Genomic DNA, 15475 nt, shown 5'->3' on the forward strand with positions numbered 1-15475 from the left:
CCACCGGCTTAGAAAGCGTAGGACAGAATATCTCCGGCCTGGCTGCTCATCGGTCCGTAGCGGCAGGCGCCCCGCATCGATTTCGACACGCAAAACCGGTTGACCGCGCGCGTCGTGGTTCCACTGAGCACGCCGTTTACCGGACCATTGTAGAAACCGGCCTGCTTGAGCTGGTGCTGGGCCAGGTAGATGTAGGCATTGGGATGGGTGGTGCGCATCATGCGGATGAGCGATTGGCGCGACTCCGCCGAGAGCTCATGCATGCGCGCTGCGATCTGCTGGTAGTCCCCCCGCCCTGAAGCGTCAGCGGAGAACAACATTTCCTCGACAAGCCGGTCACCGCGCGACAGCCAAGGCGACAGCCCGGCGAACAACTGCCGGGCGCGCTTCGGATCGGCCTTGATGAAGGTCGTCCGTCCGTAACGACGGCCGTCACGATAATAGCTGATCAGGTGGCGCGCAGCCGCGATGTTGCCGCTGGCGGCTGCTCGCTCAAGAATAGCCACCGCAGCCTTGGCGTCGCGTTTCGTGCCCATGCCGTAGAGCATAGCGTCGGCCAGCGGGACGACCGCATCGTTCAGGCCCATCGCCTCGGCCTGGCGCAGCGCCGCAACGCCGTCGGCCGGTTTGCCGGCGTTGCGCAGCAGGCTTTCCGACACTGCAGAGCCGAGAATGAGCAGACCGTAGGCGTCGCCAGCCTCGGCCGCTTGGCGGTAATATCCCGCGGCACGCCGACCATTGCTCTGCAGCAGTTTGCCTTCGCGGTAGAGATCGCCGAGCCGTATCAGGCCCTGCGTCCAGCCGAGCGACGCAGCTTCGGCATATGCCCGCATCGCCGCCGAAATATCGGGCGGACCGGCATCGCCTCGGGTCAACAAATCGCCCATGACGACATGCGCCTCGCCCTCGCCGCTTTCCGTTGCCTTCCTTACCATGGCGCGACCTGCCGCTACGTCCTGCGTGGTGCCCTGCCCTCGCGCCGTCATGGCGCCAGCCCGAACCGCGCCGACAACGTTGCCGCGCGCCGCAGCCTGGCGGTAATAATCGAGCGCCTTCGGCAGATCGACCGCCTCAGTCATGCCATCGCTGTAGAAGTCACCGAGCCGCACCAGTGCGTCCGCGTCGTCGAGATCGGCCGCGCGCTTGTAGGCTGCAACGGCGCCTTCGCCGTCGACATCGCCCGATTGCGGCTCCCGCAGCAGATCGCCCAGGCTTATCAGCGCCACCGGATTGCCTGCATCGGCGATCCGCCGAACGATGCTGCGCCCGCCCTCGACGTCGCGCGCCGTACCAAGTCCGTGCGCCGTCAGTTCGCCCACCCGCAGGGCGGCGTGGATGTTGCCGGCGTCGGCCGCCTGCTTGTAGTAGCCGAGTGCTGCGGGGAAGTCGGTTGCCGGCAGTCCCGGTGTCAGAACGCTATAGATGTCGCCAAGCAATGACAGTGCCTCGGCATCGCCGGTACCGGCGATGGCCTTTATCGAGGACAATCCTCCCTCGACGTCCCGTCTCGTGCCCAGCCCGCGGAACGTCAGCTCGGCGACACGCAGCTTGCCGAGTTGCTGTCCGGCCCTCGCCGCCTTGTCGTAAAATTCAAACGCCTTGGCAAAGTCCGGTTTGCCGGCGCGGCCACTGCCATAGAGGTCGCCGAGCCGCAGCGACGCATCGAGATGGCCAAGGGCAACCGCCTTGGTGTAGGCCGTCTCCGCCTCCTGGATGTCGAGCGGGCCGACATTGCTGTCGCTCATGATGTCGCCCAGCGAAACGAGCGCGTGCAAATTGCCGCGATCGGCAAGCGAACGCACCAGCGCGCGGCCGGCCGTGCTGTCCTTTTCAGGGCCCTGGCCGCGCGCCAGCATTTCGCCGCTGCGCAGAATGCCTGTTTCGTTCCCAGCCGCCGCGGCGCGGCGGAAATAGCCGTAGGCGCGCTTCAGATCGACTGAGAGTCCGTGGATGCCGGGACGGCTGTAAAGATCACCCAGCAAGGCAAGGGCAGCGCCATCACCAGCGGAAGCGACCTCTTCGATGGCGGCAAGGCCTGCCTCGACATCGCTTTCAGTGCCTTCGCCAAGCACACGCATTTCCCCGACGCGAAGCCTGGCGGGGGTGCTGCCGGCTTCGGCAGCCTGACGATAGTAGTCGAATGCCTTTGATAGATCGCGATTGGTGTATGCTGAATCACTGTAGAGATCGCCAAGGCGCAACAGCGCGTCGGCATTGACTATGCGGCCGGGCGTCGCGGCATCGCCCGAGCCTGCAGATCCGCCCGTCTCCGGTGCGATTTGTGCCGACGATGCCGTACCCGCCAGGAGGATCGCGACAACAACGGATAACGCGACATGACTTATACGCGACAAAGCCAACTCCCCAGCCACAACACCCGTGCTGTTCAGTAACGGACGCTTTCACCCGGCGCCGTTGCCGTCGGGTCTTCTGCGTCGACCGCCTTCAGATAGTACTCCGCCGCCTTTTTGCCGTCCGCCGGCACGCCCCTGCCGTCGCGATAGAGGTCGCCGAGCCGGAGCAAGGCATCCGCCCGCCCCTGCCGCGCGGCACTCTCGTAGGCCGCCACCGCGGCCGGACCATCGATGGACCCAATGGCCCCCGAAAGATGAAGGTCGCCGAGAACGACATAGGCGTAGGGGTCACCGGCGGCGCCGACCTGCCTGACAAGGTCGAGACCCGCCGCGATGTCCTGGGATGTACCTTCGCCGCGCGCGGTCATCTCGCCCTGCCGCAGTCGGCCGGTCTCATCTCCGGCCAGCCCGGCCCTGCGGTAGAACTCGAATGCCTTGCCCGGATCGACAGGGATAGGTCCGCCCACCCGATAGATGTCGCCGATGCGCACCAGCGCATCGGGTCGACCGAGAACTGCCGCCTTCTCATAGGCACGCACGGCCTCCGGCGCATCGAACGCGCCTGTCGACCCGTCCGCCATTAGTGTTCCCAACGACATTAGCGCTTCGCTGCTGCCGGCATCTGCCGCCGCCCGCACCAGCGCCAGGCCATCGACAACGTTCTTGGTTGTGCCCTGGCCGCGTACCATCATCTCGCCGGCGCGCACGCTGCCGATCACGTTGCCGGCATCAGCCGACTTGCTGAAATAGCCGTATGCCCGGGCCGGGTCGGCCTGCAGAAGCCCCCCTATGCCACGCTGGTAAAGCGCCCCGAGCAGGTTCAGCGCTTCGGGGTCTCCGTCGTCTGCGAGCGCATTCATCTGAGCCAGCCCCGCGTCGACGTCGCGGTTCGTGCCGCGCCCGAGCAGGGTCATCTCACCGACCCGTAGCTTGCCGACGATATTTCCAGCCTGAGAAGCCCTGACGTAGTAGGAGAACGCCCTGGGCAGCTCCGACGCCACCGAGCCGTTGCGGCTGTAGAGATCGCCAAGCCTGACCAGTGCATCAGAATGGCCGAGCGAAGCCGCCTTGTCGTAGGAGGCTACAGCTGCAGGGAGGTCGACAGGCGCCACAGTCGGGTCGCTGAGCAGATCGCCAAGCGCGATCAGCGCGAAGGTATCGCCGTGGCCGGCAAGGCCGGCCAGCATTGCGCGCCCCGCCTGGTAGGACTGGCCAGTGCCACGTCCGCGGGCCAGCATCTCGCCGGTCCGCAGGATCCCGGTCTCGTCGCCGCTGTCGGCGGCGCGGCGGAAATAACCGAACGCCTTGGCAAAATCGATCGAGATGACACCGCCGTCGGTTCGGCTGTAGAGCGAACCCAAAAGCACGAGCCCGGCAGGATTGCGGGTGCGGGCAACCACTTCCTCGATCATCCCGATCCCGGCATTGACGTCCTTGGCGACGCCCTGGCCAATGGCCGTCATTTCGCCAATCCGAAGCTTGGCGGCATCGTAGCCAAGCGCAACGGCCTTTCGGTAGAAGTCGAACGCCTTGGCCGGATCCATGGCCACCATGCCCGGGCCGCCCGGTCTATATAGATCGCCCAGCAGCACCAGCGCCTCGGCGTTGCCGCTGTCGGCGAGCGCGGCGATGATGGCCAATCCCTTGCCGGTATCGCGGGCCACGCCCTGCCCGCGCGCCAGCATCTCGCCAACCCGTAGCTTGGCATCGTCGCTTCCGGCCTTGGCAGCCTGATCATAGAAGAGGTAGGCCCGTTTCGGGTCGGCGGCCACCACCCTGCCCTCACGGTAGAGATCGCCAAGCCGCATCAGCGCCTCGGCGCTGCCCATCGCCGCAGCCTGAAGGTAGAGTTCGGTCGCTGCGAAGGGATCGGCCGGAGCATCCTCGGAGGCTCCAATCAGGTCGGATGGTGAAATGATCGCGTAGATGGCGTCGGGCCGGCCCGGGTTGGCCAGGCCGCGATAGTAAGCGAGCGCCGCCTCGGCACCCCCGACCGTCGTCTTGCCATCACGATAGAGGTCGCCGAGCGCCATGTAGGAGGAAGCAACGGCCTTGATGAAGCCGTCGGTCGGCGTTGACTGCTGGCTTCGCAGGACCGGCGGCGCGGCTGCGGGCGACGACGGAGCCTGCGCGTCGGGGCTGGCTTCAGCCGCGATTCCCGACATCATGACGCTGGCAAGACACAACCAGCCGATACGCATGGGCCCAAGCTCCCGACAGCGCGATGACTGCATTCAAGCAAATGCAGCAACGCTAATATGAAACAATCATTGCACTTTCCCGGCAAGAACAATTTCGACCTGCAGTGTCAGCCGCGCCTGTCCGCGCAGGCTGGCTTTCCAAGGTACGGCACCAAAGGCGGCACGGTCCTACTTGACCCATTCGCCCATCCTTATGCCTGCATCATCCGGAACGAAGACACTGGCGTCTGCTGTCGCCCTCACCAACCGGAACCGCGCCGAGGCCCGCAATGCTGTTTCGATGGCGTCAAGCGAGCCTTTCGGCATGACCCCGAGGTCGTCGATGTAGGCCTTCTGGCTTCGGGTGATGATGACGAAAGCCGTGCCCGGCGGCCGGCCGCGCAGCCAACCCGACAGCTCCGCCGCGGGGTCGGCGAGTACCGCGGCGATTGACTGCTTGCTCTCGGTCGAGATCGGCACATAGGTGAAATTCTCGTAATTCATGAACTGCTGGGGGTAGTTGGGCGCGCCCTCGACCAGGATAGAACCGGCCGGCGCATTGGCATAAAGCCATTGCGATGCCTCAACCTCGGCCTGGGTGAAGCTGTACTGCCTGTCCTTGCCGTTGTTGGCGAGGACGAAGGCCACCGACAGAACTGCGCCCAGCGTTCCCAGGGCATAGCGCGCGATCGCATCACGCTGCGTACCCGACCAAGGGAAAAACAAGGCCGCAGCGAAAAATGCAAGGAAAGGCAGGGCAAACAGGTAGACGCGGAAGGCGATCTCGCCGCCATAAGACGTCGCGACCAACAGGAAAGCAGGGGCAAGCGTCAGCACGACCGCCGGCCCGTCGCGGAAGCCCGCCACGAGCCGCCGCAATCCGCCAAGCATCGCGGCCAGCGCGATGATGCCCGTCAGCGCGCGCGATGCCCATGAAACCACCACCTGTCCAGGGCTTACGATGGAGGTGTCGACCAGGCGTTCGCCAATCTCGGTCGATGTATTGCCGAAGCGCTGGACCAGTTCCGGCAAGACTGTCGCCATGTAGCCGTCGGCGTAGAACAGCAGCCAGGCGGCCTCGACCAGAACGGCAAAAACCAGATAGCCCAAACTGAGCTGTCCCAGGAACCACAGGCCGCCTAGTGCCACCATGACCACCATGGGCGTCAGAGGGTGGGTCGCCACGATGGCGGCAATCAGCACCATGGCCAGCACCGAGGCCAGCACGCGTACATGCGGCGCGACCCCAAGCGTCATCAAGGGCTGGCCGCGCGAAACCAGGGCGAAATAGCGACCGGCGAGCCCGGCGAGACCACGACCGTCGGGATCGCCCCAGCTATGCTCGATGCGAAGCGGGCCGACACACAGCGCGATGAGCATCAAGTAGAAAAGGAAGGCTACGCCCTGCGGCGAGTAGTAGTCCTGGCCGATCCAGTTTCCGACAGCGAAGAGCCAGACAGCACCCCAGACAAGCCTGGGGTCGGCAGTGAAGCGGCGATAGATGAGCGGCAGCACGAGGATGTAGAGGAAATTGAGCACCGGCGGCGAAAACCGCGCGATGTTGGCGAGTTGGATCGGCCTGATGTCGAACAGGTTGGCGATTGCGGCGCTGACGACGAACAGCCCAGGCCAGTTGCTGTAGGCTGCCAGGAAGGGGGCCGTCGGGTCGATCTGGCCATGCCGCTGCACGTAGTCGACAACCCCGACATGCTTCCAGGCCCAGGCATAACGCAAGGTATCGTAGACGATCGCGGGCGTGCCATGCAGCAGCAAGACCAGCATGGCGATGTGCAGCAGCGGAATGCGGGTCTCGCATACGCCACGCCTCAGACTGAGCGCGAAGCCGACGCCAACCGCAGCGTATGCCGCCCAGATGGTGAGGGGCATAACCGAAAACAGGCCGTAGTCGTCCACACCTGCGGGGTCGGTGAGATACAGGCTGACCACCCAAAGCGCGAACGCCAGCCCGAGGCAACCTAGGGATAGAACGGCCGAGCGGCCCAAAGCCCGGTCATCCCTTACGGCAAGCGGCTGGCCGATTACCGGCCTGGCAAGCGCGAGACGAGACTCGGTGACGATCACATTCATATCGAGCCTCCATTGGAGGATACGATACGCAGCACGCGATCGACATTGGAAGCCATCCAGAGCCGGCCGATGCCCTCCGGATCGGGGTGCCGCATCCGCTCGCTGACCTGGTGGAGCCACACCAGAGAGACCATTGCGCGAGTCGCACCGGCGTCGTCGCTCCAATGGTGGTCGTCGCCAGTGCCGGCGGCAAGCCAGGTCCGTTCATCAGCATGCCATTCCGGGACCCACAGGAGATCTGAGACGACAGCGCCGAGTGGCTCCGCCGAAGCGGTCATGCGCATGGCGATTGCCAGCCCACACGCATCGAAGCCGTCCGGAGCATTGGATCGGGCATTGCCCCACTCCAGGATGCTCGCGAGGGAGACGATATCGCCGCCAGCCCTGGCAAAGCGGAGGTTGCGCAATTGCAGGTCGCCGTGGCACCAGCCGAGACGCTCGTCTCGGCCCAACCAGTACCTGCGTTGCTCCGCCACGAATATGTCGAGCGCCTGCTTTCGCCTGGCGGACGACATCATCGAGCCCGGCAGATGCAGCAACTGTGCTGCGGGGCGCTCAACCCATTCCCGGAACCAGACCTCGTCAATGCTGCGTTGCGACGCCGTCCAACCATGCACGAGCGTTGCGGCGCGGCCAGCAGCCACCAGCCCGGATTGCAGTTGTGCCGGATTTCGCAGCAAGGCGCGCCCATCCTCCCCTTCAACCACTGTCTCGATGCAGTCGACACCGCCCTCTGTCCGCCTGACCGCCAACCGGGAGGGCAGCACCTTCGAGAGCCCTTCAAACCGCGGGTCAGCCTGCAGCAGGTCGAGATTGTCGATCATCCGCTCGAGATAGGCAGCTGCAATGGGATCGTGTCCGCTGCGAAGTATGGCCTTGGTCTCTGTCTCGTGCACGACCGCCCCATCGGCCGCGTGATCGCCGAGGTAGATGACGCTCGTCCCTTCAGGCCCTGGCTCTGCAGCGAGAGCCCGCCAGTTCGACGCATCAGGCCTGGCGGTGAACGCCAGTATTGGACGAAGGTCCGCTTCGACGGGAAGCGCCGGTTCAGGGGGGCGCCCGAAGGGCAGGAATTGCGACGACAGCCTCTTCAGCGATGCCGCCACTGCCATGCCCCAGTCGTGCACGCTGTGGCGGCGATTGGTGACAAGGGCGAGCACGCCAACCCCGCATGTGACCGCCAGCATAGCCAGCAGCCACGCATGGGCCATACCGATCGGCCCCTGAAGAGGGACGAGGACGGCACCGGCGCCGAGCGCCAGCACCATCAACGAAACCTCGACGGCAGCCACCGACCGCATCCACCCCTTGGTGCGGGCGATCGAGAGGTAGATCGACAGTGCGGCGGAGATGACGCTGGTGATCGTAAGGACGCGCAGAATGGACGCACCTTCGGCGGCATAGGCAGCGCCGAACACCGACATGACCGGGTGCGCGAATACCAGCATCAGCACCACGAGGCCGAGCAGCGGCAGCACCGACATGACGGCGGCATCCGCGGCGAGCGAGCGCAGCCGGCCGCTGTCGCTGGCCCCTTCGGCGAGCAGCGAAAGCCCCATCGAACTGCCGACGTAATAGAGGGACGTGAAGATCGTCCACGCGACGAAGAAGCTGGCGCTCTCGGCAGCACCGACAAAGTTGAGCACGATCAGGGGTGTCGCAGTCCAGGCCACCATCATCGACACCGACCCGATATAGTCCCAGCCGAAGAAGCGGGCCATGGCGCGGCGGTCGAGCAGGTGCAGATCCCCTGGTTCGGCCTTTGGCAAAAGACGTCTGAAGATCAGCAGATTGACGGCCAGGACAAAGACCACGACCGGTGCCGTCCACGACAGCGCTATCGCCTCCCAGCCGAGCCCGACGAGCGCGAGCGGCACCAGCATCGCGATCTTGACGACCTGATAGATCGTCTTGGAGACCGGAACCCATATCGACTGCCGCAGGCCCGACAGCGCGCTGTCTTGCAGCGCAAAGACCGACCATATGGCGACCGTCACCACGAACCATGCAATGACGCCGGCGCTTTCTGTCAGCACGCCAAGCTTCGGCATGAATGCGCCAACGACCAAAAGGAAGCCTGCCGCCACGATCACCGAGGCAACCACCGATGTCGCATAGGCAAACAGGATCAGCCTTCCGGCACGCCCCCCTATGGTCGGAACAAAGCGGACCAGCAGGTTGCCGAAATTGAGCTGGGCGGCGTTGGAGAGGTTGACGATGGTCGCCGTGATCGCACCACCGAGACCAATCGCCTCCTGCGAGCAATAGCGGGCCGCCAAAAACCAGAATGCCAAGCCCAGCACGGCGCTCAACCCGCTGTTGGCTATGAGCGCGTAGCCGTTGCGCAGCAGCGACGACGCCATCAATCCCGACGGCACAAGCGATTTCCAGCCCCGTCCACGCCTGCCGCTGACCGGCATCTGTGCCGGTCCAGGATGCCGCAGGCTGGGCGGGTGGGCGGTCATTCACCCACCCGCCGCCAGACACGGACATAGTCGATCAGGAAATCGGCCGGGAACTCCGTCCTGGCATCGGGCGAGCCTGGCCAATTCCCGCCCACCGCCAGGTTGATGAGCAGGTACATCGGCTCCTGGGAAATGCCCTCCGGATTGGTGTAGCGCCACATCTCCTTGCCATCGAGATACCAGATGACGGCGTCCTTCCGCCACTCCAGGCCATAGACGTGCCAGTTGTCGGCAAGGTCGACCGTCCTGGCATTCTTGCCAGCGCTCTTCCAGTTCTTCTGCTTATCGAGATAGTGCAGGTGCATCTCATAAGTGCTGGTCGCGTGGCCGAGCACTTCGAGAATGTCGATCTCCGGACGCGGTTCCTGCGTCGACGGCAGCAGCCAGATGGCCGGCCACAGGCCCTTGCCGCGCGGTACCTTGGCCCGGATTTCGAAGTAGCCGTATTTCGTGGCAAAACGGTCGGGCCGCGCCCGCTCGAGATAATCTCGTCCCGTCGTCACCATGCCGGAAGTGTAGTTGAAGGTTCGGCCCTCATGGCCGGCGACTTTCTCAGGCCGTGCCGTCAGGCGCAGGTGGCCGTCGGCAACACTGACGTTGTCGGGCATGTACCACTGCAGTTCCTTGTTGGCGAGGTTGGTGCAGCCGCCCTTGTCCCACCAGTAGCAGCGGGTCCATTTGCTGCGGTCGAGCATTGGCCGGTTGAACTCCTCGGTGAAGATTCGTTCCCATTGCCCCTTGATGAGCGGCGGCTCGAGCTCTTGAGCGAAAGCACCCGCCTGCGTGAACCACCCGACGCACGCCAGCCCTACCAGCGCCGCACCCCAAGATCCCATACCCATGCAACAACCCAATAGGTCCGATTACATTGGCCCGCCGTAGAACATACCAGACTGCGGTTACCTGCGTGGTTCCGCAAGATGGATCGCGCGCATTTGCCAACGGTGACAGGCAGTTCGACGCTTACGATCTGTTAACTAGGACCGACCGGGGTACGGTTCGTCAAGCAATTTCGCCTCCCGCGGTAAATGACACCGGCGTTCCGGCGCACATGCCAAGGTCACCGAAACCGAAAACGATCACGTCATTTTGAGCAGCCGAACTATCTCTATGCTCTTACAATAGATCGAATGATTTACTTACACGCTGAATTTACAGACTATAATCCATATCGTGGCGATCAAATAATAAGTTACTGATAGAAAATCTCTATCAACTCAGATTGTCGACGCTTCTTGATAAACACGAAACTGTGAAAGTAACTTTCACCCGCGCGATAGTGCAGTTTTGCAGAACCTGTGACATTGGCCGGCAAAACGGGAGGGGTTCACGGACCCGATTGATTTCACGATGACCGAGAACCCGCTCGCCGCGGCAGTCGCGCAATCGCGCGGGTTCGTCGTGCAAAGCCCTGCGCCGCGCGAAGTCTGGCGGCGCCTGATGCTGCTCGATCACGAAGCCCTTCCCTATCAATCGCCGGCCTGGCTCGACAGTCTTTGCGCACTCGGCAAGCACAAGGATGCGAGCCGCGCCTATCGCTTCGACGGCGGCCACCAATACATCCTGCCGATGGTCAGTCGCAGGGGATTGCCGGAACGGCTGTCGGTGGCAGAGTCGATGCCCTATGCCTGGGGCCGCGGCGGGGTCATCTCTTCGGCTCCACCCCGGGTAGAGCACCTGCGCGCCATTTTCGAAGATCTGGCCGGCCTGCCCTATCTCAGGATTGCAGTGCGGCCCAACCCGCGCCACGCCCATCTGTGGTCGGCCGCGGCGCCCTCGTCTGTCACCGTCGTACCGGGCCTTGCCCACGTACTCGACCTGAGTGGCGGATTCGAGGAGGTATGGTCGAGGCGTTTCAAGAAGACGACACGTACACGCGTCCGCAAAGCCGAACGCACCAGCATCGTCGTCGAACGCGATACCACCGGAAGACTGGTGCCGGTGTTCCATCAGTTGCTTCGCTCATCCTTCAACCGATGGGCCGACAAGCAGCACGAGCCACGGCTGCTCGCAAACCTGCGCGGAGGCCGACGCGACCCGATGATCAAGTTCAGTTCGATTGCCAGGCACTTCGGCGAGGCATGCCACGTCTGGATCGCGTGGGTGGAGGGTAAGCCGGCAGCTGCCGCATTCGTGCTTCAATACGGTAACGTCAACGACGCCCGCGGCGCCATAGACCGCCAGGCGCTCGGCACGTCCGGCGCCAACGACCTGATCCAGAAACTGTCGATCGAGGAAGCCTGTCGCAGCGGATGCCGGTATTATCATTTCGGCGAGACCGGCGCTTCCACCTCTCTTGCACACTACAAGCAACGATTTGGCGCCACTCCCCACCCGCATGCGGAGTATTTCCTGGAGAAGCTGCCGATAACGGCTGCGGACGGTCAGCTGCGAAGGGCAGCGAAATGGATGATCGGCTTCAAGGATACCTGAAGAAACGCATCATCCCGGCACCGCCAGCAACACCAGTCGCTGCGCGCCGAAAAAGAAGGCCGCTGCGAGCAGCACCATGGCCGCAGCCTCGAGCCACCAGGGCCAATGCGTGCGACCGGGCCGCAAGCTCGCGACCGATATCTGGCGAAAGGCAAGCACCGCGATGGCGGATGCCACGGCAAGGACACCGTTGGGATAGCCGCCAGCAGCGTCGCCAACTCGCAACTGTTCCTCGCCGATCTCGGCCTTGAGCTGCACTTGGCCGTTGCCGTCAACGCCGTCGGCGCTCAGTACCCTTGCGGTCCTGATCGAGGGATGAGCGATCAGCGCATCGCGAAAACGATCCAGCACCAGCGGATCATAGGCATCGCCGGGCTTGAATGGCTGCAGGCGGATCAAATCCTGTTCCTTGAGGACAACGAGCCCGCTGTAGGTGACGGTACCGAATGTGGCCACCGCGCCGGGATCGACTGTCATGCGAACCATCGCCAGGTGCCTGCCCGGCATCGACTGCATTTGGCGATCGGCGATGTGGACAAAAGGGTACGAAGCGCTGCGAACGCGCCAAAGTATCTCATCCTCCAGGGTCGCCAGAACCTTGCCACTGACCGGCTCGCCGGTGGCGGTGGCCAACTGCCGTGAAAGGTCGTCGCGGACCGCCTGCGAAAGGCCGCCGACACCATCGACCTCGATCATGCCGACACGGTAGAGCGGGCCGGGGTGCGGCTTGAACATGACCTTTGGCGGCGCGTCATCTTGCGAATAGCCGGAGACGTCGATGCGTGCGTCGCGATAGCCTCGGCCCCGCATCAGTTCTTCCAGACGGTGGCGCTCGGCTTCGACAAGCGGCTTCCAGGAGCCCTGCTGATCAGTGCCTGCCCTCGACCGCTCCAGTTCCGGCGCGTTCAGGCTCGCCCGCAAGGCCTTGTCTAGATCGGCATTCGAGGTCGACTCAAGCGCGATTGCCGGAAAGTCGGCAGCAAAACCAATTCCGGCCAGCCACGACAGAATTGCCGCGCAAGCCATCAGGACGATGGCCGGCAATGACCTTGCTCTTGGCATGTCTCTCGCTGTCACACCTCATTCATACACCCCACCTTCCTGGAGTGAAAATAGCCCCGACCAGATTCCATGTTGCAGGGAATGGCACCATCCTCGAGCCACACTGCATCCTGCTTCGCAATCGGGCGGCGAAGAGAGCGTCTCCTATCCGCCACACGGACCCCGCTGCGGCAAAAGCAGAGCCCGGCGGGAAGGAACTGTTAACCACTCGCTTCCTATTGCTCGGGGGTACGTTTCATCGGCGAGTCTTGAGTATGGCATACACGCGTTATCCTCGAACCAATCCTTCGAACCCAACCTCGCCCGACAGCTCCGAGCAGCCGGGGGACGCCGCCGGTTATTCCGGTCGCGTCGTCAATCTCTATGGCAACGAGCAGTCCTACATGAAGCCCAGGGGCAACACCCCGGCCGGCAATGCCTCTCCAAAACTCAGCGGAATGGAAGGCCCCGCTTGGCAAGATTATTTCTTCCTGGCACCTAATGTGCGCTTCACTCGTACGCCCGACTACGAGGCGGCGAAACGTTCGCCACGAGATAGCGAGAACGATGTCGAAGGCACGACGGAGGACAAGAGCTCGGCGCAGCAGGCGGCAATCGAAGCCGCTGCACCCATGGTCTCCCAGGCATATTCAGCCAGCCAGTCACAGGTGAACAATCGGATCACCGCGCAGCCAACGTCCGGCAACAAGACACAGCCGTCGCCGGCCATGGCGCCCGGTCCGCTGCAGCGTGTCGTGGAAAAAGCGCAGGTTCTGCAATCGGCGGCTCCGGCTGCGGCCGCTACGGGGAGCGCTGCTGCCCGGCAAGCAGTTTCCCGGCATACCGACGCGCCGAACGAGACAGCCAACCGTAAGGAGACCCGCTGGTCGTATCTTTCCGACCATGCCTTCTTCGAGTTCATGGCGCCCTACGTGGTCGAGAGCACGAAGGGCGCCGTGCCTTCGCAACCTGCCCCGACTCGCGTGGCGCCGGCCGTGGCGGCCCCGATTGCACCAGCTCCAACTGCCGTCAGGCGCGTAGACGTCCGTTCGGCGCCTACGGTCGATGTCACCTCGCTCTTCCGCGTCATCGAGCGCCCGTCAAAGGCGCAGACAGCTGCCGCCCCGACTGCCGCAAGCGAGAAGGCCGCCGTAGCAGCAAACAAGGCCGAAGCCAGCGAGGCTCCAACGGCCAAGCCGATGCCGCAGGAACCAGCCATCGCACCACTCGTCGCAGCAAACGATGCGGTTCCGGCGCCGGCGGCCAAAAGCGTGGAAATCACCATGCCGGTTCCGGTGGCGCGACCGGTCTCGCCCCTGCCTCCAATCACTGCCCTCATTCATTCCGGGGCGGGCGAGGCTTACGAGCTTCCCTCCGAGGAGCTGTTGCAGCAGCCGCCAGAGGGCCAGGGCTTCTACATGTCGCAGGAGCGGCTGGAGCAGAATGCCGACCTTCTGGAAAGCGTCCTCGAGGATTTCGGCGTGCGCGGCGAGATCATCCATGTCCGCCCGGGGCCGGTCGTCACCCTCTACGAATTCGAGCCGGCGCCGGGCGTCAAATCCTCCCGTGTCATCGGCCTCGCCGACGACATCGCCCGCTCCATGTCGGCGATCTCGGCGCGCGTCGCCGTCGTGCCCGGCCGCAACGTCATCGGCATCGAGCTGCCCAACGAGACGCGCGAGACCGTCTATTTCCGCGAGTTGATCGAGTCCGGCGACTTCCGCAATACCAGCTGCAAGCTGGCGCTCTGCCTGGGCAAGACGATAGGTGGCGAGCCTGTGATCGCCGAACTCGCCAAGATGCCCCACCTGCTCGTCGCTGGCACCACCGGCTCGGGCAAGTCGGTCGCCATCAACACCATGATCCTGTCGCTGCTCTACCGGCTGAAGCCGGAGGAATGCCGCCTTATCATGGTCGACCCCAAGATGCTGGAGCTATCGGTCTATGACGGTATCCCGCACCTCCTGACCCCCGTCGTCACCGACCCCAAGAAAGCGGTCACCGCTTTGAAATGGGCGGTGCGCGAGATGGAGGACCGCTATCGCAAGATGGCGCGGCTCGGCGTGCGCAACATCGACGGCTACAACCAGCGCGCAGCGGTCGCCCGCGACAAGGGCGAGACCGTGGTGATGCAGGTGCAGACCGGCTTCGAAAAGGGCACCGGCGCTCCGCTGTTCGAGGAGCAGGAGATCGACCTCGCGCCGATGCCCTACATCGTCGTTATCGTCGACGAGATGGCCGACCTGATGATGGTCGCGGGCAAGGAGATCGAGGGCGCCATCCAGCGCCTCGCCCAGATGGCGCGCGCCGCCGGCATCCACCTGATCATGGCGACCCAGCGCCCATCGGTCGACGTCATCACCGGCACCATCAAGGCCAACTTCCCGACCCGCATCTCGTTCCAGGTGACGTCGAAGATCGACAGCCGCACCATCCTTGGCGAACAGGGCGCCGAGCAACTGCTCGGCCAGGGCGACATGCTGCACATGGCCGGCGGCGGCCGCATCGCCCGTGTCCACGGCCCGTTCGTCTCCGACGCCGAGGTCGAGCAGGTCGTAGCCCATCTCAAGTCGCAGGGACGGCCCGAGTATCTTGAGACGGTTACCGCGGACGAGGAAGACGAGGTGCCGGAAGCCGACGACAGCCCCGTCTTCGACAAGGGATCGGTCGCTGCCGAGGACGGCGACAACATCTACGACGAGGCGGTCAAGGTGGTGCTGCGCGACAAGAAGTGCTCGACCTCCTACATCCAGCGCCGGCTCGGCATCGGCTACAACCGCGCCGCCTCGCTGGTCGAGCGCATGGAAAAAGAAGGCATCGTCGGTGCGCCCAACCATGTCGGCAAGCGCGAGATCATGCTCGGCAGGCGCGAGCCGGTAAACGCGCCTGACGAGGTGGATTGACAGCCGCCGCT

Annotated in this window: 8 protein-coding genes; 2 read left to right on the forward strand and 6 right to left on the reverse strand. The window is 64.0% G+C overall.

Annotation, left to right across the window (positions count from 1 at the left end):
* Window positions 1-8: 8 nt before the first annotated feature.
* The 5 genes from CO731_RS20275 to CO731_RS20295 form a co-directional block, all read right to left on the reverse strand.
* Window positions 9-2354, reverse strand: a complete 2346-nt coding sequence (locus CO731_RS20275; protein ID WP_159091669.1) for an SEL1-like repeat protein — start codon at window positions 2352-2354, stop codon at window positions 9-11.
* A 32-nt stretch (window positions 2355-2386) separates the two neighbouring features.
* Complete coding sequence (locus CO731_RS20280; protein ID WP_159091670.1) at window positions 2387-4555, reverse strand: tetratricopeptide repeat protein; 2169 nt, start codon at window positions 4553-4555, stop codon at window positions 2387-2389.
* A gap of 168 nt (window positions 4556-4723) precedes the next feature.
* Window positions 4724-6622, reverse strand: coding sequence for a hypothetical protein (locus CO731_RS20285; RefSeq protein WP_108608565.1), 1899 nt, complete (start codon window positions 6620-6622; stop codon window positions 4724-4726).
* Complete coding sequence (locus CO731_RS20290; RefSeq protein ID WP_108608566.1) at window positions 6619-9087, reverse strand: phosphotransferase; 2469 nt, start codon at window positions 9085-9087, stop codon at window positions 6619-6621. The genes CO731_RS20285 and CO731_RS20290 overlap by 4 nt, the downstream gene beginning before the upstream one ends.
* Window positions 9084-9929 (reverse strand): glycoside hydrolase family 16 protein, encoded by an 846-nt coding sequence (locus CO731_RS20295; RefSeq protein WP_108608567.1) that lies wholly within the window; start codon window positions 9927-9929, stop codon window positions 9084-9086. The genes CO731_RS20290 and CO731_RS20295 overlap by 4 nt, the downstream gene beginning before the upstream one ends.
* Window positions 9930-10437: 508 nt before the next feature.
* On the opposite strand from CO731_RS20295, the gene CO731_RS20300 reads away from it, so the two are divergent.
* Window positions 10438-11520 carry a GNAT family N-acetyltransferase gene (locus tag CO731_RS20300; protein ID WP_108608568.1) on the forward strand — a complete coding sequence of 361 codons (1083 nt, stop codon included), beginning with the start codon at window positions 10438-10440 and terminating at the stop codon, window positions 11518-11520.
* 9 nt (window positions 11521-11529) lie between these two features.
* Here CO731_RS20300 and CO731_RS20305 read toward each other — a convergent pair whose 3' ends face one another.
* A complete protein-coding gene (locus CO731_RS20305) occupies window positions 11530-12564 on the reverse strand; it encodes a hypothetical protein (protein WP_108608569.1) in 1035 nt (344 codons plus the stop codon).
* 272 nt (window positions 12565-12836) lie between these two features.
* Here CO731_RS20305 and CO731_RS20310 point away from each other — a divergent pair, with 272 nt between their 5' ends.
* Entirely contained in the window at window positions 12837-15464 is a 2628-nt protein-coding gene (locus CO731_RS20310) for a DNA translocase FtsK (protein ID WP_108608570.1), read from the forward strand.
* The last annotated feature ends 11 nt before the right edge of the window (window positions 15465-15475 follow it).

It is taken from the genome of Aminobacter sp. MSH1, assembly GCF_003071665.1.
Classification (GTDB): Bacteria; Pseudomonadota; Alphaproteobacteria; order Rhizobiales; family Rhizobiaceae; genus Aminobacter; species Aminobacter niigataensis.